The sequence below is a fragment of the Streptomyces sp. XD-27 genome, from assembly GCF_030553055.1.
Classification (GTDB): Bacteria; Actinomycetota; Actinomycetes; order Streptomycetales; family Streptomycetaceae; genus Streptomyces.
Genome location: NZ_CP130713.1, coordinates 949470 through 971061, shown reverse-complemented (window position 1 = coordinate 971061; position 21592 = coordinate 949470). Strand labels below are relative to the sequence as shown.

Annotated in this window: 16 protein-coding genes and 1 pseudogene; 5 read left to right on the top strand and 12 right to left on the bottom strand. The window is 73.9% G+C overall.

Annotation, left to right across the window (positions count from 1 at the left end; genetic code table 11):
* Nucleotides 1-30 precede the first annotated feature (30 nt).
* Entirely contained in the window at nt 31-3420 is a 3390-nt protein-coding gene (locus Q3Y56_RS04125; RefSeq protein ID WP_304460616.1) for a hypothetical protein, read from the top strand.
* Nucleotides 3421-3459: 39 nt separating this feature from the next.
* On the opposite strand, the gene Q3Y56_RS04120 is transcribed toward Q3Y56_RS04125, so the two are convergent.
* Complete coding sequence (locus Q3Y56_RS04120; protein WP_304460615.1) at nt 3460-5058, bottom strand: MFS transporter; 1599 nt, start codon at nt 5056-5058, stop codon at nt 3460-3462.
* A gap of 387 nt (nt 5059-5445) precedes the next feature.
* On the opposite strand from Q3Y56_RS04120, the gene nadE reads away from it, so the two are divergent.
* Entirely contained in the window at nt 5446-6276 is an 831-nt protein-coding gene (gene nadE, locus Q3Y56_RS04115) for an ammonia-dependent NAD(+) synthetase (RefSeq protein ID WP_304460614.1), read from the top strand.
* Here the strand turns inward: nadE and Q3Y56_RS04110 are convergent.
* The 9 genes and pseudogenes from Q3Y56_RS04110 to Q3Y56_RS04070 all read right to left on the bottom strand — a co-directional run bounded on the left by Q3Y56_RS04110 (nt 6273) and on the right by Q3Y56_RS04070 (nt 15728).
* Nucleotides 6273-6434: a hypothetical protein gene (locus Q3Y56_RS04110; protein ID WP_304460613.1), complete on the bottom strand. Its 162-nt coding sequence runs from the start codon at nt 6432-6434 to the stop codon at nt 6273-6275. The genes nadE and Q3Y56_RS04110 overlap by 4 nt on opposite strands.
* Nucleotides 6425-7363, bottom strand: a complete 939-nt coding sequence (locus Q3Y56_RS04105) for a protein kinase (RefSeq protein WP_304460612.1) — start codon at nt 7361-7363, stop codon at nt 6425-6427. The genes Q3Y56_RS04110 and Q3Y56_RS04105 overlap by 10 nt, the downstream gene beginning before the upstream one ends.
* A 175-nt stretch (nt 7364-7538) precedes the next feature.
* A complete protein-coding gene (locus tag Q3Y56_RS04100; protein WP_304460611.1) occupies nt 7539-9275 on the bottom strand; it encodes an acyl-CoA reductase in 1737 nt (578 codons plus the stop codon).
* 17 nt (nt 9276-9292) lie between these two features.
* Nucleotides 9293-9838: pseudogene (locus Q3Y56_RS04095) on the bottom strand (aldehyde dehydrogenase family protein); the annotation flags it as partial.
* Between the two features lie 131 nt (nt 9839-9969).
* Nucleotides 9970-11172: an acyl-protein synthase gene (locus Q3Y56_RS04090; RefSeq protein WP_304460610.1), complete on the bottom strand. Its 1203-nt coding sequence runs from the start codon at nt 11170-11172 to the stop codon at nt 9970-9972.
* The gene (locus Q3Y56_RS04085; RefSeq protein WP_304460609.1) at nt 11169-12362 is read right to left on the bottom strand and encodes a GNAT family N-acetyltransferase; all 1194 of its coding nucleotides are present in this window, start codon (nt 12360-12362) and stop codon (nt 11169-11171) included. The genes Q3Y56_RS04090 and Q3Y56_RS04085 overlap by 4 nt, the downstream gene beginning before the upstream one ends.
* Complete coding sequence (locus Q3Y56_RS04080) at nt 12359-13753, bottom strand: MFS transporter (protein WP_304460608.1); 1395 nt, start codon at nt 13751-13753, stop codon at nt 12359-12361. Before Q3Y56_RS04080 ends, Q3Y56_RS04085 begins: the two co-directional genes overlap by 4 nt.
* Nucleotides 13750-15015, bottom strand: coding sequence for a phenylacetate--CoA ligase family protein (locus Q3Y56_RS04075; protein ID WP_304460607.1), 1266 nt, complete (start codon nt 15013-15015; stop codon nt 13750-13752). Before Q3Y56_RS04075 ends, Q3Y56_RS04080 begins: the two co-directional genes overlap by 4 nt.
* A gap of 488 nt (nt 15016-15503) precedes the next feature.
* Nucleotides 15504-15728: a hypothetical protein gene (locus Q3Y56_RS04070; RefSeq protein WP_304460606.1), complete on the bottom strand. Its 225-nt coding sequence runs from the start codon at nt 15726-15728 to the stop codon at nt 15504-15506.
* On the opposite strand from Q3Y56_RS04070, the gene Q3Y56_RS04065 reads away from it, so the two are divergent.
* The 3 genes from Q3Y56_RS04065 (at nt 15727) to Q3Y56_RS04055 (ending at nt 18576) form a co-directional block, all read left to right on the top strand.
* Nucleotides 15727-16206, top strand: coding sequence for an OsmC family protein (locus Q3Y56_RS04065; protein ID WP_304460605.1), 480 nt, complete (start codon nt 15727-15729; stop codon nt 16204-16206). The two genes, Q3Y56_RS04070 and Q3Y56_RS04065, sit on opposite strands and share 2 nt — an antisense overlap.
* 154 nt (nt 16207-16360) lie before the next feature.
* Nucleotides 16361-17659, top strand: coding sequence for a serine/threonine-protein kinase (locus tag Q3Y56_RS04060; protein ID WP_304460604.1), 1299 nt, complete (start codon nt 16361-16363; stop codon nt 17657-17659).
* Entirely contained in the window at nt 17638-18576 is a 939-nt protein-coding gene (locus Q3Y56_RS04055) for a PQQ-binding-like beta-propeller repeat protein (protein ID WP_304460603.1), read from the top strand. The genes Q3Y56_RS04060 and Q3Y56_RS04055 overlap by 22 nt, the downstream gene beginning before the upstream one ends.
* A gap of 19 nt (nt 18577-18595) precedes the next feature.
* Here the strand turns inward: Q3Y56_RS04055 and Q3Y56_RS04050 are convergent, their stop codons facing one another.
* Both Q3Y56_RS04050 and aspA read right to left on the bottom strand, forming a co-directional pair.
* Nucleotides 18596-20011, bottom strand: coding sequence for an NAD-dependent malic enzyme (locus Q3Y56_RS04050; RefSeq protein ID WP_304460602.1), 1416 nt, complete (start codon nt 20009-20011; stop codon nt 18596-18598).
* Nucleotides 20012-20072: 61 nt separating this feature from the next.
* Nucleotides 20073-21539: an aspartate ammonia-lyase gene (aspA, locus tag Q3Y56_RS04045; protein WP_304460601.1), complete on the bottom strand. Its 1467-nt coding sequence runs from the start codon at nt 21537-21539 to the stop codon at nt 20073-20075.
* Nucleotides 21540-21592: the final 53 nt, after the last annotated feature.

Below are 21592 nucleotides of genomic sequence, written 5' to 3'. Positions count from 1 at the left end.
GGACGGATCACCAGCGGGCACAATCGGCGGATGCCGACCACCGCGGAGCAGCTGCTCTCCGCACTCGAACCACTGCCGTTCCCCGCCCGCCTCTCCCTCACCGCGAGGACCGCCCGCCGGCTTGCGGACGACGGGCGACTCACCCCGCTGCTCACCGACCTGGACGCGCGCGGGCCGTACGAGCGGCGGCTCGCGGCGCTGGCCGCCACCGCCGGACAGGACGCCGGCTTCCTCGCCGCGCGGCTGGCCGACCCCGACCCGGTCGTCGCCGGGTACGCGCTGCGCGCCGTCCGTGACCTGCCCGTGCCGGACGAGGCGGTGGAAGCGGCGTACGACGACGCACCGGCCGCCCTGCGGCACCGGCTGGCACGCCTGCTCGCCTCCGGCGGCCGTACCGCGCTCGCCGAACGGCTGGTGGCGCGGCTGCGCGCGGAATGGGGCGACGCCGAGGCAGCGCGCCTGCTGCCGGCCTGCTCCACCCCCTTCGTGGCACGGCACCTGCCCGCACTCGCGCACGCCGTCGACGGCTGGACCAGGCTCGCGCGCCGGCACCCCGACCCGGTGCTGGACCACGCCGAGGCCGCCCTGGCCGACCGCGCGGGCGGACAGCAGCGTCAGGACTGGTGGCGCCTCCACGCCACGACGGTCGCGGCACTCGCGCCGCTCCGCCCCGAGCGGGTACTGACCCTGCTGGAGCGGTACGGGCCCCACAGCCTGCCTCCCGCGCTGCGCAGCGGACTCGGCGCACTGGTCACCGCCGACGCCGAGCGCGTCATCCGCTGGATCACCTCCCCCGACCGGCACGAACAGCGGTACGAGCCGATACCGCCGCCGGGAGTGCTGCGCAGGCTGGTACGGGCCGCGCCCGCGTCGCTGCCCGCGCTGGGCCACCACTGGCTGCGCCGCGGCGACCACTTCGCCGCGCTGCTGAAGGCCATGGCCCCCCGCCTGCGCCCGGCGTTCCTCGACGCGGTCACCGCCGGCGGGGCGCGCGGCGAGCAGGCTCTCGGCGTTCTCGACCTGCTGCCCCGGACACGCCGCTGGGCGGAGGTGCGGCGGGCGGCGGCCGCGTTCACCGGCGAGAACTGGTGGGCGGACGACCTGGACACGCTCGCCCACGGCCCGTTCGACGAGGCGCGGCCCGCGCTCCTCGCCGCCGTCCGACGGCCCGACGCCGCCGACCGGGCCGTCGCCTGGCCGCTGCTGGTGGCCTGCGCCGCCCGGGACGGCGGCCGCGAGGCGGTCACCGAACTGCTCGCCGAGATGAGCCGCCTGCGCAACGAGCAGGACCCGGTGCGCGCCGCGGCGCTCGACGCCCTCGCCGGAGTGCGCCCGGGGCTGTTCGGCTCCGACGACGCCGCGCTGCTGGACCGGATCGCCGTCGACGCCCTGGAGGCACGGGACGGTTCGGTCAAGAGCCGCACGGCGGTACGCACACTCTCCGAGCGCGTGCTGGTCGAGCACGCCACGGATGGCGAAACGGCTCTGCGGCCCTGGGCGCTGCGCACCCTGGAGCGGATCGCGGGCCGGGCCGGCGTGCCCGACTTCGGCCCGCTGCACCGGGTCCTGCGCCGAGGCCAGGAGCGCGAGGTGTTCGAAGCACTGCGCCCATGGCTCGAGGCCGCGGCCCATCGGGCCGACTTCCGGCTGCTGCTGGGCCTGGCCGACGCGCTGGGGCCGCGCGCCCGGCTGCTGCCGGAGCTGCAGGACATGCTGGCCACGGCCCTGGAACGCGGCGACGACGAGACGTTCGCGGCGGCCGCGGAGCTGTGGCTGGCCGCACCGGCCACCCGTGACGAACGGGTCGCCAGGATCGTCGCGCTCGAACCGTCGGCGGCCGTCCTTACGCCCGTACGGCGCGTGCTGGCCCGGCGGCGCACGGATCTGCTGGACGCGCTGCTCGGCGACACCCCGCCGTACGGCCGCTTCCTGGTGCGCGGCGCCCGGCGGCCGCTGCCGGACCTCGGCGACAGCGACCGCTGGCTGCCCCGCCAGCAGCGAGCGGCGGCACGGCTCGCCGGGCAGGCGGCCGCGGACGGCTCCCTTCCGCTCGACGACCGGGCCGCCGCGATCCGGGCCGCCGCACCGGTCCCGGAGCTGGGACGCGCCCTGGCGATGAAGCACAAGGACGACGGGAACGTGGTCGTCGCCGAGGCGGCGCTCGGCGCGCTGCCCTGGACCGACCGGCCGCAGGACGCCCTGCCGGTACTGCTGGAGCAGGCCGGCGGCGACCGGGCGCGGGTCGCCGTGTACGCGGCGGCACGCGCCGCGCGCTTCACCGCCCCGTCCCAACTCGCCCAGGCACTCGGCGCGCTGCTGACCGGGGAGCAGGCCGCGAAGGTGACCTCCCGCAAGGAGGCCGTACGGCTCGCGGCCCGCTTCCTGCCGCCGCGGCGGGCGGCGGCCCTGCTGGCGCGCGCCTTCCACGCCCCCGACCGCCACCCGGACGTGCGGTCCGCCGTCGTCCGCGCGCTGCCGCCGCTGCTCGGCGCGCCTGAGGCATGGCCCCTCCTCGAGGACGCCGCACGCGACGGCGCCCCGGCCGTGCTCGACTCGCTCCTGCGGGTCACCCCATGGGAGCTGGCCGATGCGCACCGCCCCGGGTACGCCGCCGTGGTCGACGCGGCGTACGACGCGTGCCTGGCGTCGGCCGACGGCTTCGCGGGCTACGGCACGCTGCGGGCCGCGGGTGTCTGGTCCCGTTACGCCCCCGGGCTGGCCGACCGGATCGCCCGTACGGTCTGCGACCTCGGCAGCCGCACGCACTGGACATACGCGGCGTGGGTGCTGCGCGACCTGGCCACCTCCGAGCTGCCGCATCCCGTGGGCGGCGCGGCCGAGGGCAGTGTGTTCCACGGCGCGGTGGCCGAGCTGCTGGCCGCGGCACAGGGGCCCGAGGGCGGCTGCGACGCGCTGGAGGACCGGGACCTGCCGGCGCTGCAGCGGCTGCGGACCCTGGTGTCACCGGGCTCGGACCAGGGCGACCGGCCCGAGGTGCTCGAGGCGCTCGCCGAACAGCTGGCACCGGAACCGCTGCTGGCGGCCGAACGCGCCGACCTGCTGCGCAGGCTGGTGGACCGCACCGCGGAGCCGGCCGCGCTCCTCGGGCGCCTGCGGGATCTGGCGGACGCTCTGGAGGACGCCGGGGTGACCGTCGCGGCGCAGACCGCGGGCCGGCTGTGGACCTCCTGGGCGCACCGAGCGCTGCCGCAGCACACCGGGCCACTGCTGGCCGCCGCCGACCGGCTGGCCAGGGACGGCGGCACGGTCGGCGGCCTGCTGGCGGCCGGGCTGGTGACCGGGACGGGCAACGCCCTCGGCTGGCCCGAGGAGTGGCGGTCGCTGCTGCGCCTGCTGCGCAGGCACCCGGACCCTGACGTACGCCACGAGGCGTACCGGACGGTGACGGAGACCGAATGACGGTGCACTCCGGGGTCCACCTGATATCCGGGTCCGGGTTCACGTGGCCGGTCCGGAACGGGGGGTCGTCCCCGTCACGGAGCGGCTGCCTCCTCGATCGTATTCCGGCTCCTGCGCCGGCCCCGTGGGCTTTCCGGCAGGACGCAAGGCAATTGCCAGCACAGCTGCTCCGAAGAGTGCGATGAGCGTGATCCAGGCCGCGCCGACGTGCATAGCGTGGATAAACGCATCATCGGCGGCGTGCGCAAGCGTGGGCCGGTGGGTCGCGGTGGCGACATGCCGGGCCTGTTCGGCGGAAATCCGCGCCCGGTCCTGCACCGGCCCGGGTACATCGCTGAGCGAGGGCTCGATCGCGCGCCGATACACGATCGACATGATCGTGCCGCCGACGGCGATCCCGATCACGCTGCCGGTCTGTCGCACGGTGTTGGTGACGGCCGACCCGGCACCGGCCCGTTCCAACGGCAGGGAGCTGATCAATGCCGCCGTCACCGGGCCGATCACCATGCCGATGGAGAGGCCCTGGACCAACAACAGGATCTCGATCCAGATGAGCGGGGTGTGCAGTCCGAGGAACCCGTACGCGCCCATGGTCAGCGCCGCCACGGTGAGCGCTGATGCGGTGATGAGGCGTAGCGACCAGCGGCGGACCAGACGCGCGCCAAGCGTCGCCCCCAGGGTCGCGCCGAGCGCGGTCGGGAGGCTGGCCAAGCCCGCCTCCATCGGCGAAAAGCCGCGTGCGCCCTGCAGATAGAACGCGTTATAGAAGGTGACGGCGGCTATGGCAAGGAAGAGCAATCCGAGTGCCGCGTTGCCGCCACCGAATGTACGTTGCGCGAGCAGTCGGGGATCGAAGCTGGGCATCTTGATGCGCAGTTCGACGAGTACGAAAGCGGCCAGCAGGACCAGCCCGACGGCGATCGGCGCCCAGACGTCTGTGCGGCTCCAGGCGGTCACCTGCCCCGCACGGATCAGCCCGTAGGCCAACGCCGCGAGCCCGCTGATCGACAGCAGCATTCCAGCCGGGTCCAGCGGCCGCAGGACGGGGCTGCGGAAATTCGGGACCAGAATGGCGATCCCGACCAACGCCAGCGCCACGACCGGGACATTGACCAGAAAGACCGAGCCCCACCAGAAATGGTCGAGAAGCAACCCTGCCAACACCGGGCCTGCAGCCATTCCGACGCCGGCGGATGTCGAGGAAATGGCGATCGCGGTTGCCCGCGCGGGGCCGGTGAAGGTCCACATGAGGATGGCCAGGTTGGCCGGCATGATCAGCGCGCTGCCGACTCCCATCGCGGCTCGAGCGGCAGTCAGTTGGCCTGCGTCGCCTGCGTACGCCGCCCACACCGAGGACCCGGCGAAGATCACCAATCCGGTTGCGAGCACAGTCCGGTGACCGAAGCGATCACCCAGTGCGCCTGCGGTGAACATCAAGGTGGCGAAGGCCAGAGTGTACGAGCCAGTGGCCCATTGAAGCTCGGCCGGGCTGGCATCCAGTCCATGGACCGGGTCTGCGAGGGTCTCCAAGGTGGTACTCAGGACGGTGTTGTCCAGCCAGATCAGCAGTGAGCACAACATGAGAACGGCAAGGATCAACTGCTGCCTGAACTTCGGCAACGTTGGGGACGCGGTCATGAATACCCTCGGGTGCGATCGGTGAAAACCTGACGCGACGGGACCGTAGGCAATAGTCACGCCTCTGTCAATTCCTGAAAGACCGTGAACAAGCTGCTGTTTCAGCGAGTTATCGGGGGCATATCGTCGCGCCCCTTGTCAATTCCCGAGTACCCGTGAACAGCTGCTGGTTCAGTGAGTCGCCGGGGGCATATTGTGACGCCCCCTGTCAATTTCTTGGCTTGTCAATTCGCTGACGAGGGTTCTGTGTTTGAGTCGTGCGGTCCTTTCCGGGGCGGGGGCGGGCTGAGGGCCCGGCTCTCGCGTCGGGTGGGCGCCGGGTTCCCCACAAAACGTGCTGGGTAGGGTGGGCCGACCGCACATCGTGAACCGGAACAGGGAGCAGTCGTGAGCGAGCCGGAGTCCATCGCCCTGCAGCAGGAGATCGCCCGGGAACTCCAGGTCGCCGAGATCTTCGAGGCCGAGCGGGAGATCGAACGCCGGGTGGCCTTCCTCGCCGAGCGGCTGACCTCCACCGGCCTGCGCTCCCTCGTGCTCGGCATCAGCGGCGGCGTCGACTCCACCACCACCGGCCGGCTGTGCCAGCTCGCCGTCGAGCGGGCCCGCACCGCCGGGCACCAGGCGCGGTTCTACGCGATGCGGCTGCCCTACGGGGTCCAGGCCGACGAGTACGACGCCCAGCTCGCGCTCTCCTTCATCCGGGCCGACCACGTGCTGACCGTGGACATCAAGCCCGCGAGCGACGCCGCGCTCGAGGCCTCGCTGGCCGCCGGCGTGAGCTTCCGCGACGCCCACCACCAGGACTTCGTGCACGGCAACATCAAGGCGCGGCAGCGCATGATCGCCCAGTACGCGGTGGCCGGCGCGCACGACGGCCTGGTCGTCGGCACCGACCACGCCGCCGAGGCGGTCTCCGGCTTCTTCACCAAGTTCGGCGACGGCGCCGCCGACCTGGTCCCGCTGACCGGCCTGACCAAGCGCCGGGTGCGCGCCGTCGCGGACGCGCTGGGCGCGCCGGCCGAGCTGGTGTGGAAGACCCCGACGGCCGACCTGGAGACCCTCGACCCCGGCAAGGCCGACGAGGACGCGCTCGGCGTCACCTACGACGACATCGACGACTTCCTGGAGGGCAAGCCGGTGGACGAGCGGTCCTTTGAAACGATCGTCCGCCGCTACCGCCTCACCGACCACAAGCGGCAGCTGCCCGTCGCCCCCTAGCAGCGGGTCGACGGGCCGCTCTGGCGGGTGAGGTTGTCGTTGGACATCCAGCCCGTCGTGCTCGTGCCGGCGACGCGGACGTAGGTCCAGTTGTGGCCGTACGCGTTCACGACGGAGCAGTGGTACCAGAGCTTCGTTCCGGACTTGGTCAGGGACACGGCGGGGCGGCCTTGTGGTCCGTGTCGCCGTCCCCCGCCCGGCTCGGCCGCTGCGAGGGGGTGCCGGACGGCTTGCCGTGTGAGCCCGCGGAGGACGAGGCGCTCGGGGGGCTCATGTCGTTGGTCGCGTTGCCCGGGTTCGGCCGATCGGTGCCCGAGGGGGAACCGGCCCCGGGCCGCGCCGCCTGCGCCTCGTCGCCGTTCGTACCACCGTGCTCGCCTATCAACGCGTAGGTGAGGCCGCCTCCGACGAGCGCGACGGCGGCCGCCGCGGCGATGACGGTGCGGCTGCGGCGCCGCGCGCGGCGGGCCGCGGTGCGTCCTGTGGGGCGGCCGTCGCCAGGCTGGTGGAACGTTACGTCACCGGCCCCGGGCGGAGTCGGCGGGCCAAAGCCGGGCGCGGCCGGAGGAACGGGAGTCGGAGGAACGGGGGGCGTAGGAAGGGAGCCTGGAGGGACGGAGGGCGGAGGAACGGGGGCCGGCGGCGCGGCGTTCCACGTCCTGCCCTCGGCGACGCTCTCCAGCATCTCGCGCGCCTGGCCGGCGGAAGGCCGGTTCTCCGGCTCCTTCGCCATCAGCGCCCGCAGCACCGGCGTGAGCGGTCCGGCTCGCCGGGGCTCGGGCAGCGGCTCGGTGACGATCGCCGCGGCCTCGGACGGCTCCAGCGTGCCGCGCTCCGCCAGCACATCGTCCAGCGAGGGGCCGTCGACCAGTTCCATGACGATGACCGGCAGGCCCTGCTCCTCGGTCACGTCGTGCACGGTGACCACGCCGCTGTGCCGGATGCGGGCGGCGGCCTGCGCCTCCCGCTGCACCCGGGCCCGCAGGTCGGCGAGCTCGGGCGCCGAGGTGTCGGTGAAGGCCCGCAGGATCTTGACGGCGACCTCCCGGTTGAGCAGTTCGTCCACCGCACGGGCGACCACTCCCATGCCGCCGCGCCCGACCGTCGCGTGACCCGGTCGGCCGGGTGACCGGCCGACCGGACGCACACCGTGCTGACGGGGTGTCAGGCCCCGGCCGTGGCCGGCTCCTGGCGCGTGTCGACCACGGTCCGCAGTTTGCCGGTGCCCGGTGTCCGCTCCAGGGCGGCGCTGTCCACCTCCCTCACCTCCAGCTCCAGCAGCCCCTCGCCGACGGCCGCCCGCAGCTCCGGGTAGCCCGCGAGGAAGACCTCGCGCGCCCGTGCGGCGCGCGGCTCGCCGGCTGCCCGCTCCATGCGGACCGTGAGCCGCTCCCGCCGGCCGTCATGGGCGAGTACGAGCTGCGTCTCGCCGCGGTGGCCCAGGCCCTCCTCGGCGAGGGCGACGAACCGCCGGTAGTTGAGGAAGTACGTCGCCACCCGCACCACGTCCCGAGCCGCCCCAGCAGCTCGAACCGCGGGGCGCGGCTGCCGCACGGGCAGGGGCCCGGCACGGCCCGGCCGAGGTCCCCGATGACGTACCGGCCCAGGTCCTGGCCCCGCCGCGCGCGCGTGGTGAACACCAGGCGGCCCGTCTCCCCGTCGGCCACCGGCCGATCCTCCTCCCCATCGAGGATCTCCAGGGAGTGGAGGTCCGCGTGGAGGTGGTGCACGCCCCCGGTGCTCTCGGTGCACTGGTAGCCCAGCGGGCCCAGGTCCGTGCTGCCGTAGGTCAGCGAGCGGACCGTCTCGATGCCGAAGTCCTCGGCCAGCACCCGCCGCTGCTCGGCGGTGAAGTGCTCGCCGCCGTAGAAGATCCGGCGGATCCCGCCGTACGAGCGCAGTACATCGGCCTGGTCGTGCAGCAGTTGCCACAGGTACGAGGGCATGCCGAACAGCGTGTCGACCTCGTACGCCACCAGCGCCCGCGCCGTCGCCCGGTGGTCGGGGCCGGCGGCGAGGGGGATCTGTACGCCGCCCAGCCGCTCCAGTATGGAGAAGAAGCTGATGAACCCGCCGTACATGCCGCCGCAGTAGAAGAGGTTGGCGGTCCGGTCGCGGCGCGGGTCGTATCCGGCCGCCAGCAGGCCCCGCGCGGCGGCGTGCATCTGCGCGTCGTAGTCCTCGTACGTGAACAGCGACAGCGCGGGCGTGCCGGTGCTGCCGCCGCTGCGGAAGTACAGCTCCGCGTCGGCCCGGGAGACCGTCCCGTTCCGTTCCTGCACCGCGGCCTTGTCGCGCAGCGGGCCGCCCGGCGGGGGCGGCGGCACCGGGCGCACCAGGTCGTCGAGGCAGGCGACGGTGGCGAACCGCTCGTCGGCCCGCACCGCGACACGGCGGCTGTAGCGCTGGAGCGCGTACACCCCGTCGTGCGGCTCGCCGGAGTAGCCCGACGGCATTGCGCCCAGCGGCGTGACCCGGGTCGCGCCGGCGGCCAGCACCAGCTGGGACAGTTCGGCGACGTCGGCGCGGCCGCCCGCGATACCGGCCGTCTGGAGGTAGCGGCGCATCGGCCGCAGCACGGTGAGCGCCTGCTTGCGCGGCAGCGGCTTGACCCAGACGCTCCGGTGGAGCGGGGAGGCGGTGAGCGCCGGGCGGGTGTCGGCGATCACGCGCCAGGAGCCGTCGGCCGCGGCGTGCACGCGGGTGAGCCCGAGGTGCTCCTCCAACCGGGCGATCAGCTCGGTGGTGGTGACCTCGGCCTCCTCCGCACGGCCGGGCGCGTCGGCGGCGGCCGGGGCGGGCATCGCGGCCAGCACGCCGGCGAAGCGCTCCGCGAACGCGAAGACCTCCTCCTCGTCCTCGGTGTCGAGGTAGACCACCTGCGGGCTGGAGCAGGCCTGCTGCTCGTACGCGCAGACGTCGGCGGCCAGCGCCGCGAGCGCCCCTCGTCGTGCCAGGCATCGCGCGCCAGATAGGCGAAGGAGATCTTGTGGCCCCATTCCACCAGGCGGCAGCCCGGCGGCACGTGCGCGGCGACGCCCTCGACGGCGGCTTCGCCGCCCCACACCGCGACGGCGTCCGCGGGCGCGCACATCATGCGCAGCCACTCCTGCCGCGACGAGGGGAAGCGCAGCACGATCACGCGCTCGGCGACGGCTCCCGTGGGGTCCAGCGCGGCCAGTTCGGCCAGCACGTGCTGGGCGAGCAGGGTGTCGCCGGAGCTGGTCTTGAGCACGTTGACGTTGCCGGCGAGCAGGCCCTCGACGACGCTGAGCGGGGCCACCGTCGCGGCGTTGCCGGGCGCGATGTGGGCGACCAGGCCCACCGGCGCCCACGCCTCGTAGACGGTCTCCTTCGCGTCGGGGCGCAGCAGCCGCTGCGGCGCCGTACCGCCCAGCTCGCGGCGGAGCTTGGCGGTCAACTCGGCGCGGCTGAGGGCCATGCCCAGCTCGGCGAGCACGCCCTCGTCCTCGCCGGCGGGCAGGTGGGCGGCCAGGCGCACGCGCGTCGGATGGGCGGGGTCGCGCAGGGCGGTGGCCAGCGCGTCGCACGCGGACAGCACGGCCGCGGAGTCGAGCGGGGCGGCCAGGGCGGCCTCCACGGTCGCGGCCAGCTCCGCCAGGCGGCGGCCCGCCTCCCCGTCGCCGACGAACGCGCCCTGCCAGTAATGCTGGTGCTCTGCGGTGGGGGTGGTCACGACAGTCCCTTCATCAGTTCGGCGGCGGCCACCGCACAGCTCTTGTTGCGGCTCACCCCGGCCCGGCCGAGGACCGTGAACCAGGGAGTCTCCAGGTCGCACGGGCACTCCCGGCCCGGCTGAAGCGTCGCCAGGTCGCCCATGACGACGCTCTGCGCCGGTACGGAGGTGATGTACGGGGAGACCAGGTGCAGGAAGCCGGGCTCGCCGTGGGGGAGGGGCTCCAGCGTGCGCGTCGAGCGGACGGACACCCGCGACCACACGGGGGCGTGCAGCCGGTGGTGGTCGCACTCGATGTACGGGACGCAGTGCTCGACCGAGCCGAAGGTGTCGCGGATCCGCTCCGGCGGCACGCCCAACTGCTCGGTGACCCGGGCGTACAGCTCCTCCTTGCCGATCTGCCGGTCGGCGTGGCCCTTCCAGCCGCCGCCGAGCACGATCAGCGAGCCCTCCGGCAGGGCCAGTGGCGGCAGCTCCATGGCCCGCATCCGCTCCAGCGTGAACCACAGGAAGGCGGGGAAGCCGAGGATCCGCACCGGCACGTCGTCCTCGGCGAACCGCCGCAGCGCCGCCACGGCGCCGAACGGGTCGAACTCGTGGCCGCCGCCGGTGTGCCGCAGCGCGTACGCCACCCGTCGGGCGGGCGCGAAGTCGCACAGGTAGTTGTCGGTGAAGGAGGTGCCCAGCTTCAGGCCGGGCGCGGGCTCGTAGCTGTACAGCAGGTAGTTGACCTCCTGCTCCGGGGTGATCCAGCCGTTGCGCTCGAAGATGCGGGCGACCATGCGCTGGGCGGAGCGGATGGTCCAGTGGTCGAAGAACATCTGCGACTTCTGGCCGGTGGTGCCCGAGGAGGTCAGATGCAGCTCCACCGCGTCGCGGGGAATCGAGAGCACCTCGTGCCGCTTGAAGAAGTTGGCGTGCACCAAGGGGGCGCCGTACGGCTCGGCTGCCTCCCGGTCGGACAGCGAGCGGAAGAGCGAGCGGAAGAACGGGGAGCGGTCCGCGTGCCAGGCGTTGATCTCCGCCATGGCCGCGGCGAACAACTCGTCCTGCTCCGGGCCGCAAGCGTACGGATCGGTGAGATCGCACAGTTCCTGGACGCGCGGTAGCAGGGCGGGGTCGGGCACCTCGACGGGGGCGAGGTGGGGGTTGACGGTGGGATGGAGGACCGGCGAACCGGTCGAGGCGGTCGGAGTCATGAGGCAACCTCGAAAGGGGGCAGGTAGGTCGACGCCCAGGTCGACAGGTAGGCGTCCAAGTAGGGCTGCAGGGGCCCGTCGGCGACCACGCCGCGGAAGTCGATCTGCTCGGCGGTCCGCGACATCACCACGTAGTCGTGGAAGCCGTCGCCGCCGGGCTCGGGGCGCATCGCCGGGTAGAGCGCGCCGGGGATGAAGCCCTGCGCGAGGAACCCGGACAGCAGGTCGTGCCGCGCCAGCGGCAGCAGCGCCTCGACGTAGCCCGCGCCGGCCCGGGTCAGGGCGCGGGTGACGGGCTCCAGCCAGGCGGCCGCGGCCTCCGGGTCGGGGTGGGCGGCGACCAGGGAGCAGTAGCGCCCGGCCCGGTTCAGGTACGCGTACACCTCGAAGCCGTCGTCGTCCGGGACGAGCAGGGTGTTGGGCGTGTGCAGCGGGTAGAACCAGCGCTCGGTGCCCGGGAACCGGTCGCGGAAGCGGCGGCGGACGAAGCCGGGCGCCTCGATCATCTCCAGCCGGGCGCTCGGCGTGGCCGGAGGAGCCGCAGCCGCGGGGGCGGCCGGACTCGCCGGTGCGGCCGGGTGAGCCGGTGGGGGCTGCGGCGCGGTCGCGCGCGTGGACCCGTAGTCGACGCCCAGGCTGCGCTCGACGGCGCGGAGCAGCGGGGCCAGCGGGGCCGGCACCTCGGCGACGGGGACGCGGCGGTCCAGCACCCCCGCGGCGTGACGCGCGTAGAGGGCGAGGCTTTCACGGGTGCTGAGGTCCACGGCGTTGGCCAGCAGGCCCAGCGGCCGGAAGCCGTTGCGGGAGACGACGCGCTGCGGACCGGCGCCGACGGTGCGGACGGTGGCGTACACCGAGTCCAGGCGCCCGGTCTCCAGCGTGCGCCGGCACAGTTCGTCGGTGAGGGCCGAGGCCAGCCCGCCGGACCGGTGGCCGGGGTGCACGGCCACGCCCTCCAGTCGGCCGACCCTGCCGCCCGGCTCGCCGTGGACGGCGGCCGACGCGGTGAGGACGCCGCTGTCCGGGCAGCGGGCGACCAGCCAGAGCGTGTCGGGGTCGCCGATGAGCCGGGACATCTCGGCGGGGTCGGTGCCCAGCGCCACGGGGTAGTGCGGCCCGTAGACGGCGTAGTAGAGCTGGCGCAGCTCGGCGATGTCGGCCGGCGACGCCCGGTCGATCACGGCGGTCATCTCTCTCCTCCGGTGGCTTCCGACTCGGGGGACGGGACGGACGGGTGGGGCTCGTCGGACGGGTGCGGCTTCCGGCCGTCCGTGCCCGGCGCCCGCAGCAGCGCCAGCGTGATCGCGGCGGGCACCAGGCCCGCGGCCTGGACCAGGCACAGCGTCCGCGCCGGGAAGTGGTCGCCGAGCAGGCCGAACAGCAGCGAGGCGACGGGGAAGGACGCACCGAGCACGGCCTGCATGACGGCGAAGAACCCCGGCTTGTCCGCGGGCGGCACGAGCCGCTGGAACAGCGCCACGAAGCGCACGCCGATGACCCCGACGCACCAGCCGGCCACCACCAGGCAGCCTGCGAGCACCAGCCGCCCGGCCACCAGTCCGGCCACGGCGAACGCCGCGGCCATCAGGCCCAGCAGACAGGCCCCCAGGCGCGTGGGGCGGCCGGGGACCCGGGCGCCGGTGACCGAGCCGAGCAGGGTGCCCGCGCCCAGCGCCGCCTCCAGCAGCGCCACGGTCGAACCGCCGTCGCCCAGTTCGGACTTGGTGTAGAGCGGGATGACCACGAAGACCGCGGTGGTGAACAGGTTGGCCGCGGTGAAGCAGACCAGGATCCCCCGGATGACCGGGAGCCCGGCCAGCACGTCGCGCAGCCCGCGCGGCTTCCCGCCCGCGGCCTGGGCGCCGTCCTCCACGTCCTGCGCGGCGGCCGGACGGAAACGGACCGTCGTGACGAGGAGGGCTGCGGCCAGGTAGGCGGTGGCGCAGCCGGCGGCCAGCCCGGGAACCCCGGCCGCGTCCACGACCAGCGCGCCCAGCAGCGCACCGCCCAGACTCGCCAGCGACTGCGTGGACAGCTCGAAGCCGGTGGCGGCCTCGATGTCCTCGTCGTCGACGAGCTCGGGCACGGAGGTGGTCAGACACGGGTCGAAGAACGCCTGGCACGAGGCCAGCACCAGCGTCGCCGCGTACGCGGCCACCGGCGGCGCCGCGCTGCCGGAGGCCCACAGAGCCAGGCCCGCGACGGCGGTGCCGGCCGTCGCCGCGGCCGTACGGAGCACCGACCGGCGCGCGCAACGGGCCACGACCCGGGCGACCACGGGCGCCAGTGCCACGGCCGGCAGGGTGCTGACGGCCATGAACAGGCCCGACGCCAGCCCCCGCCCGGCGCCGACGGCGTAGGCCACCAGCCACCACGACACGCCGACCTGGAACATGCGGACCGCGGCCTGGGTCAGCACCTGGCCCAGCCAGACCGCGCCGAAGGCGCGGTTGCGCAGGACGAGCGGCAGCCTGCGGCGCTCTACCCCGGTGCGCGGGACGGGCGGCAGCCTGCGGCGCTCTGTGCCGGTGCGCGGGACGGACGGCGGCCCGCTCCCCGTCCTCTCGTCGGTGGCGGTCACGCGGTCGGCCTCTCGTCGACCACCCGGACCAGCTTGCCCGAGCGGGAGTTGACCACCAGGTCGGCGTGGCACACCCACTCCACGGCGAGCGGGTGGACGTGCCCGGCGGCCGCGCTCTGCGGGTACAGCGGCCGGGCCCGGTTCAGCCCGTCCACGACCGCACGGCCCAGCTCCGCCAGCCCGGCGTCGTCGCCGGGGGCCGTGGCCAGGCGCAACACGAGCCCGTCGCGGCCTTCCCAGCGCCGCACCACGAGCTGGCTGCCCACGACGCGGCCGCCGGAGTCCGCCTCGGCGACGGCGGCCAGCGCGTCCTGCGCGTACAGCGACACGGGCCCCACGCGCACGCCCTCCTCGGCCCGGCCCAGGATGCGGAAGCAGCCGGACTCGGGGTCCGTCCACTCGGCGCGGTCCCCGGCGGGGTAGCGCAGGACGGGCATCAGGCGGCGGTAGAGCTGGGTCACCACGACGCGCCCGGCCCGCCCGGCCTCCTGGATCGGCTGACCGGTCGTCTCGTCGAGGATCTCCACGACGGTGTGCGGGGTGAACGCGCGGTGCACGCGCGGGTCCGGCCCGGGGACCGGACGGCCGAGCAGCCCGGCGTCGACGCTCGCGTAGCCCAGCGAGCGCGGCTCGGCGTGCGGGAAGGCGGCGGCCAGCAGTGGCCGCTGGTCGGGGAAGAGCGCCTCGCCGCCGAAGAACAGCAGCTCCACCGAGGGCAGCTGACGTCCCGTGGCCACCAGGTGCGCCGCCAGCCGGCACAGCGTGGTCGGGGTGCCCGCCACCACCTGTGCCCGGAAGTCCTCCAGTGCGGGGACGGTGGACTCCGGGGGAGCGGCCCCGCCGATGGGAAGGCGGACGTTGCCGACGGGGGCGTGGGCCAGCGCGTCGAGAACGAACAGGAAGCTGGCGTACAGGTCTCCCGCGTAGAACAGGTCCGCCACCCGGTGGCCCGGGCGCAGCCCCGCGTCCACCAGGCCCTGACCGAAGGCGGTGACGAACTCCCGCCACTCCTCGCGGGTGTAGCACGAGAACTTCGGCGCGCCGGTGGTGCCGCCGCTCTTGTAGACGACCGCCTCGCTCAGCGGGCCGGTCAGGACGCGGTTGCCCTGAAGGGTGTTGGCCGCCCAGAAGGCGTCCTGGTCCACCACGGGCAGTGCGGTGAGGTCGTCCACGCCCGGCGGGAGCGCCGCGTAGAGATCCGAGTAGAAGGGAGAGTTCAGGCGGGTGAAACGTATGAGGTCCGACAACGGATGAACGGACATTCGGCCTTTGCCTAGGGGATACGGAGGGTAAGAGGAAGGGTCTGCCGGCACGGCGAAGTCGTGACGAGGGCGCCTGAAGGACAAGGAGGCGCTTCGTTCGTCACGTGCCGCTGCTCGGGGGTGTTCCGCGGGGGGCGTGCGCACTGCCCGCCCGGCGTCGTGCCGGCGTCGCGTCCGACGCTCGATCACGAGGGAACGCCATAGAAGATACCGCAAAAGCGGGACTCTTATGACCACATGTCAGGTAAAGCTGGCGATAAACCTTTGATTCTTCAACCGCCGTCCGGAGGAGGCCGCCGACGGCCGCGTCGCCCTCCGCCTGCGAGACGGACGCCGCCTGGATCCGCTGCCCGCCGACGAAGCCCTGACCCGCGTCGGTGCTCTCGTCGCGCGCAACCGCGCCTGCCGCGCCCGCCCCGCCCCCCCGCCCGCTCGGGCTCAGCCCTCGAAGGCGCCGCGCAGCGCCACCGCGAACTCCGCCGGGTGCGTCAGGAAACCCACGTGTCCGCCCGGGAATTCCACGATCCCCGTTGGGCGAAGGAGCGCAGGTCCATGCCGATCATGCCGCCGTAACTGGTGCCGAAGACGTACGCCGGTTCACCCGCGGCGACCGCGCTCATCAGCAGGTGGGCATCGTGGCCGTGGTCCTCGATCCGCTGCGGCCCGGGCGGGCCCGTGAGGCGGCTGCGGTGCCTTCTAGGCTCTGGTCCCATGACGACAACGCACACCTACGACATCGTGGTCGAGTGGACGGGCAACCTCGGGTCAGGCACGGACAGCTACCGGACCTTCAGTCGGGACCACGAGGTGCTGGCGGACGGCAAGCCAGGGATCCCCGCCTCCTCGGATCCGGCGTTCCGCGGCGACCCCGCGCGCTGGAACCCCGAGGAGCTGCTCGTGGCCTCCGTCGCCCAGTGCCACATGCTCTGGTACCTCCACCTCTGCGCCGTCGGCGGGGTCACCGTCATCGACTACGAGGACCACGCTCATGGGGTCATGACCATGGACGAGAGCGGCGGAGGAGGTCGGATCACGCAGGTGGTCCTGCGCCCCGAGGTGACGGTCGCCGACGCGTCGATGGTGGAGAAGGCCCGCTCGCTGCACGGTGACGTGCCCGCGGTGTGCTTCATCGCCCGCTCGGTGAACTTCCCCATCACCCACGCACCCGTCATGCGCGTACAAGAGAAGTGAGCGGTGTTTCCGTGGCGGGTCCGGGCCGCCCGCGAGCCCGGGATCCGGCGGCACCCCGGCGCGGGTGTCGAGAGGATGGTTTCCGGACACCATGGAGACGACGGTGGGAGGGCGGCCGGCTCCCCTTGGGGGCGCCGTGTGTGGGGGGACATCGATGGTCGAAGCGCTGGCGGCCGACGACCCGCGGTGGGTGGGGCCGTACCGGATCACGGGCCGGTTGGGCGCCGGGGGCATGGGCCGGGTCTATCTGGGCCGCTCCCCGGGCGGGCGCGCGGTGGCCGTCAAGGTCATCCGGCCGGAGCTGACCGGTGATCCCGGCTTCCGCGCCCGGTTCGCCCGGGAGGCGGCCGCGGCCCGGTCCGTCAGCGGCGCCTTCACCGCCGCCGTGGTCGGCGCCGACCCGGACAGCGTGCCGCCCTGGCTCGCGACGCTGCACGTGTCCGGCCTGTCGCTCGCCGAGGCGGTCGCCCGGCACGGCCCGCTGCCGGCTCGCTCGGTGTGGGCGCTGGGGGCCGGGCTGGCCGAGGCCCTCCAGGCCATCCACGCCGCGGGGCTGGTCCACCGGGACCTCAAGCCGTCGAACGTGCTGCTGGCCGCCGACGGCCCCCGGGTCATCGACTTCGGCATCGCGGCGGTCCTGGAGGCGGACGCCACCCTCACGCACAGCGGAATCGTCATCGGGACCCCGGGGTTCATGGCCCCCGAGCAGTTGACCGGCGGGCCGGTGGGCCCGGCCGCCGATGTGTTCTGCCTGGGCGCGGTCCTGGTCTTCGCCGCCTGCGGGCGCGGCCCCTTCGGGCGGGGCTCCGGCGCCGCCCTCGGCTACCGCGTCGTCCACGAACCGCCGGACGTGGCGGGTGTGCCCGAGGAGGTCCGGGCCGTGGCGGTCCGCTGTCTGGCGAAGGCCCCGGACACCCGCCCCACCGTTCCCGACCTCCTGCGCGAGCTGGCCGAACGCGTCGTACCGGAGACGCCGCCGGGCGCCGAGGACGACGCGGGAACGGTCGTCCTCGCCCTCCGCTGCGCTCGTTGGCTGCCCGCCCCGGTCGCCGACTCCGTCGACCGCGCCCCCTCCCACGGCGGCGCCGAGCCCGCCCCCGCCGATGCCCCGCGAGCCCGCCCCCCGACGCCCCCGGCGCCCCCGACGCCCGCGCCGACCGAGCGGCCACCGGCCCCAGCCCGCTGCCGGGGCCTGTCAGACCGGACAGCCGGGCGGGGGGTGGCGGCTCCGTCAGACCGGACGCCGGGACGGGCGGCGGCGGCCCCGCCACCCGCCGACGGGTGCTGGCCGGACTCGTCGGGGCGGCCGTCCCGGTGGCCGCGGGCCTGGGCGCCTGGCAGCTCATGGACGGAGCGACGGGCGGGGGCGCCGGCGGGGCGGGGGCAGCCGACTCCGGGCGGGGGCGCCGAACGCAACGGGAATCGTGGGCGGTGGCCACCGGCGGCCCGGTGACGGCGGCCGTCGTCGTCGCGGGCGGCGTGGTCTACGCGAGCAGCAAGGACGGCAGCCTGTACGCGCTGGACGCCGGCAGCGGAGACCAGCGCTGGCAGTTCTCCACCGGCAACGGGGTCTACTCCTCCGCGGCCGTCACCGGCGGCATCGTCTACATCGGGAGCGCCGACTACGCGCTGTACGCGGTGAACGCGGCCACCGGCAGGGAGAAGTGGCACTTCGACACCGGCGGCGAGGTCAACTCCTCGCCCGTGGTGGCGGGCGGCGTCGTCTACGTCGGCAGCGACGACCACCATCTGTACGCGGTCGACGCCCGCACCGGCGAGCAGCGCTGGAAGTTCCCCACCGGCGGCTGGGTGCGCTCGTCACCCGTGGTCGCGGGCGGTGTCGTCTACGTCGGCAGCCGGGACCGCGGCCTCCACGCGGTCGACGCCCGCACCGGGGAGGAGCGCTGGAGCTTCCCGACCGGCGCCGAGGTCAAGTCGTCACCGGCGGTGTGGGGCCGCGTCGTCTGCGCCGGCAGCTACGACGGCAGTCTGTACGCGCTGGACGCCGGCAGCGGCGAGCAGCGCTGGCGGTTCCGCACGGACGGCGGCGTCGGCTCCTCCCCGGCCATCGCGGGCGGCGCGGTCCACGTGGGCAGCGACGACGGCCACCTGTACGCGGTCGACATCCGAAGCGGCGACCGGCGCTGGGCCTTCCGGGTCGGCCACGTCGTCTACTCCTCCCCGGCCGTCTCCGGCGGCGTCGCCTACGTCGGCGCCAAGAACGGCACCCTCTACGCGGTCGACGCCGCCACCGGCGAGGAGCGCTGGCGCCACCCGACCGGCGCCGACATCAAGTCCTCCCCGGCCGTCGCCGACGGATCGGTCTTCATCGGCGACGACAGCGGCTTCGTACGGGCCCTGCGGGCGTAGGCGCGAAGGACGACGGGACTCACCGCGTCCGGTGGAGCGCCAGGGCGGACCGCTTCACCGCCGAGGCCACGGCCTCGGCCACCTTGTCGTTGAAGACGCTGGGGATGATGTAGTTGGCGTTGAGTTCGTCGTCGTGGACGACGTCGGCCAGGGCTCCGGCGGCGGCGAGCATCATGCCGGTGTCGACGGTGCGTGACTGGGCGTCCAGCAGGCCGCGGAAGACGCCGGGGAAGACCAGCACGTTGTTGATCTGGTTGGGGAAGTCCGAACGGCCGGTGGCGACGACTGCGGCGGTCTGGCGGGCGATGGCCGGGTCGACCTCCGGGTCCGGGTTGGCCAGCGCGAAGACGATCGCGTCGTCCGCCATCCCGGCCACGTCCTCGCCGCCCAGCACGTTGGGTGCCGAGACGCCGATGAAGACGTCCGCGCCGCGCACGGCCTCCTTCAGGGTGCCGGTGACCCGCTCGGGGTTGGTGTTGTCCGCGATCCAGCGCAGTGGGGAGTCGGGGTCGGCGTCGACCAGGTCGGTGCGTCCGGCGTGGACGACGCCGTGGATGTCGGCGACCACCGCGTGGCTGACCCCGGCGGCGATCAGGAGCTTGAGGATCGCGGTACCGGCCGCGCCGGCACCGGACATGACCACGCGGACGTCGCCGATCTTCTTGCCGACCACGCGCAGGGCGTTGGTCAGGGCGGCCAGGACCACGATGGCGGTGCCGTGCTGGTCGTCGTGGAAGACCGGGATGTCCAGCGCCTCGCGCAGGCGGGCCTCGATCTCGAAGCAGCGGGGGGCGGAGATGTCCTCGAGGTTGATGCCCGCGAAGCCGGGTGCGATGGCCTTGACGATGGCGACGATCTCGTCGGAGTCCTGGGTGTCCAGGCACAGCGGCCAGGCGTCGATGCCCGCGAACCGCTTGAACAGCGCCGCCTTGCCCTCCATGACCGGCAGGGCGGCCATGGGTCCGATGTTGCCCAGGCCCAGGACGGCGGAGCCGTCGGTGACCACCGCGACGCTGTTGCGCTTGATCGTCAGCCGGCGGGCGTCCTCGGGGTTCTCCGCGATCGCCTGGCACACCCGCGCAACGCCGGGGGTGTAGACCATGGACAGGTCGTCGCGGTTGCGGATCGGGTGCTTGGAGGACATCTCGATCTTGCCGCCGAGGTGCATCAGGAACGTACGGTCGGAGACCTTGCCGAGCGTGACGCCCTCGATGCCGCGGAGTTTCTCGACGATCTCGTCGGCGTGCGCGGTGGAGGTCGCGGCGATGGTGACGTCGATACGGAGCTTCTCGTGGCCGGAGGCGGTCACGTCCAGGCCGGTGACCGAGCCGCCCGAGGACTCCACCGCGGTGGTGAGCTGGCTGACGGCGGTGCCGCTGGCCGGGACCTCAAGCCGAACGGTCATCGAGTAGGAGACGCTGGGCGCCGTTGCCATCGGGGTTCTTCTTCCTTCTGCTTCTGGTGGTCGGAATGGAAAAGGGGGGCGCGCCGGGTGATCAGCGCGCGACGGCCTCGGCGCCCTGGGCGTGCGGGCGGGCGAGGTTGTCCGGGTGGAGGATCTCCTGGAGCCGCTCCGCGGTGAGCAGGCCCTTGGCCAGGACCAGGTCGTGCACGGAGGCGCCGGTGGTCAGCGCCTCCTGGGCGACGGCGGTGGCCTGCTCGTAGCCGATGTGCGGGTTGAGCGCGGTGGCCAGTCCGATGGACTGCCCGACGAGCTGGGCCAGGTGCTCGCGGTTGGCGGTGATGCCGCTGACGCACCGCTCGGCGAGGGTCAGGCACCCGGCCCGCAGGTGGGTGAGGCTCTTGAGCAGGCTGTGCGCGATGACCGGTTCGAAGGCGTTGAGCTGGAGCTGGCCGGACTCGGCGGCGAAGGTGACGGTCACGTCGTTGCCGATCACCTCGAAGGCGATCTGGTTGACCACCTCGGGGATCACCGGGTTCACCTTGCCGGGCATGATGCTCGAACCCGCCTGCACGGGCGGCAGGTTGATCTCGGCGAGGCCGGCGCGCGGACCGCACGAGAGCAGGCGCAGGTCGTTGCAGGTCTTGGAGAGCTTGACGGCGATCCGCTTGAGCACGCCGGAGAGCTGCACGAACGCGCCCATGTCCTGGGTGGCCTCGACGAGGTCGCCGGCGACGGTGAGCGGGATGCCGGTGATCGCGCTCAGGTGGCCGCAGGCCGTCTCGGCGTACCGCGGGTGGGCGTTGAGGCCGGTGCCGATGGCGGTGCCGCCGAGGTTGATCTCGCGCAGCAGCGCGCACGCCTCGCCCAGGCGTGCCCGGTCCTCGGCCAGCATCACCGCGTAGGCCGAGAACTCCTGACCGAGCGTCATGGGCACCGCGTCCTGGAGCTGGGTGCGGCCCATCTTCACGACGTCCGCGAACTCCCCGGCCTTGGCCGCGAAAGCCTCGCGCAGGACCTCCATGGCCTCCAGCAGGCGGCCAGCGGCGAGCTGCAGGGCGAGGCTGACGGCGGTCGGGTAGACGTCGTTGGTGCTCTGCCCGGCGTTGACGTCCTCCAGCGGGTGGAGGTGGCCGTACTCGCCCTTGGCGTGGCCGAGGAGCTCCAGCGCCCGGTTGGCGACGACCTCGTTGGTGTTCAGGTTGGTGGAGGTGCCGGCGCCGCCCTGGATGACGTCCACGACGAACTGGTCGTGGAGCCGCCCGGCGCGGATCTCCTCGCAGGCGCGCACGATCGCTTCCGCCTTGCGCTCGTCGAGCAGCCCCAGGTCGCGGTTGGCCTGGGCGGCGGCCTGCTTGACGGAGGCCAGGGCGATGACGAGGTCGGGGTAGGCGGAGATGGGGGTGCCGGTGATGGGGAAGTTCTCCACGGCCCGCAGGGTGTGGACGCCGTAGTACGCGGCGGCGGGGACCTCCCTGTCGCCGAGGAGGTCGTGCTCGGTGCGTACCGGCTGGTGGTCGTGGAGCGGGGCGGTGGCGGGGCCGGGGACGGAGGCCGACATGGAGGGTCCGATCAGGTGGGGAGAGCGTGGTGGAGGCGGGGGCGGGGGAGGGG

What these genes read in the sequence shown, in the direction of transcription:
- Q3Y56_RS04070 (WP_304460606.1), bottom strand. Translation starts at nt 15,728, where the DNA reads ATGGGACCAGAGCCTAGAAGGCACCGCAGCCGCCTCACGGGCCCGCCC.
- Q3Y56_RS04050 (WP_304460602.1), bottom strand. Translation starts at nt 20,011, where the DNA reads ATGGCAACGGCGCCCAGCGTCTCCTACTCGATGACCGTTCGGCTTGAG.
- Q3Y56_RS04085 (WP_304460609.1), bottom strand. Translation starts at nt 12,362, where the DNA reads ATGACCGCCGTGATCGACCGGGCGTCGCCGGCCGACATCGCCGAGCTG.
- Q3Y56_RS04075 (WP_304460607.1), bottom strand. Translation starts at nt 15,015, where the DNA reads ATGTCCGTTCATCCGTTGTCGGACCTCATACGTTTCACCCGCCTGAAC.
- aspA (WP_304460601.1), bottom strand. Translation starts at nt 21,539, where the DNA reads ATGTCGGCCTCCGTCCCCGGCCCCGCCACCGCCCCGCTCCACGACCAC.
- Q3Y56_RS04090 (WP_304460610.1), bottom strand. Translation starts at nt 11,172, where the DNA reads ATGACTCCGACCGCCTCGACCGGTTCGCCGGTCCTCCATCCCACCGTC.
- Q3Y56_RS04065 (WP_304460605.1), top strand. Translation starts at nt 15,727, where the DNA reads ATGACGACAACGCACACCTACGACATCGTGGTCGAGTGGACGGGCAAC.
- Q3Y56_RS04120 (WP_304460615.1), bottom strand. Translation starts at nt 5,058, where the DNA reads ATGACCGCGTCCCCAACGTTGCCGAAGTTCAGGCAGCAGTTGATCCTT.
- Q3Y56_RS04100 (WP_304460611.1), bottom strand. Translation starts at nt 9,275, where the DNA reads ATGGGGCCACAAGATCTCCTTCGCCTATCTGGCGCGCGATGCCTGGCA.
- Q3Y56_RS04105 (WP_304460612.1), bottom strand. Translation starts at nt 7,363, where the DNA reads ATGGGAGTGGTCGCCCGTGCGGTGGACGAACTGCTCAACCGGGAGGTC.
- Q3Y56_RS04125 (WP_304460616.1), top strand. Translation starts at nt 31, where the DNA reads ATGCCGACCACCGCGGAGCAGCTGCTCTCCGCACTCGAACCACTGCCG.
- Q3Y56_RS04060 (WP_304460604.1), top strand. Translation starts at nt 16,361, where the DNA reads ATGGTCGAAGCGCTGGCGGCCGACGACCCGCGGTGGGTGGGGCCGTAC.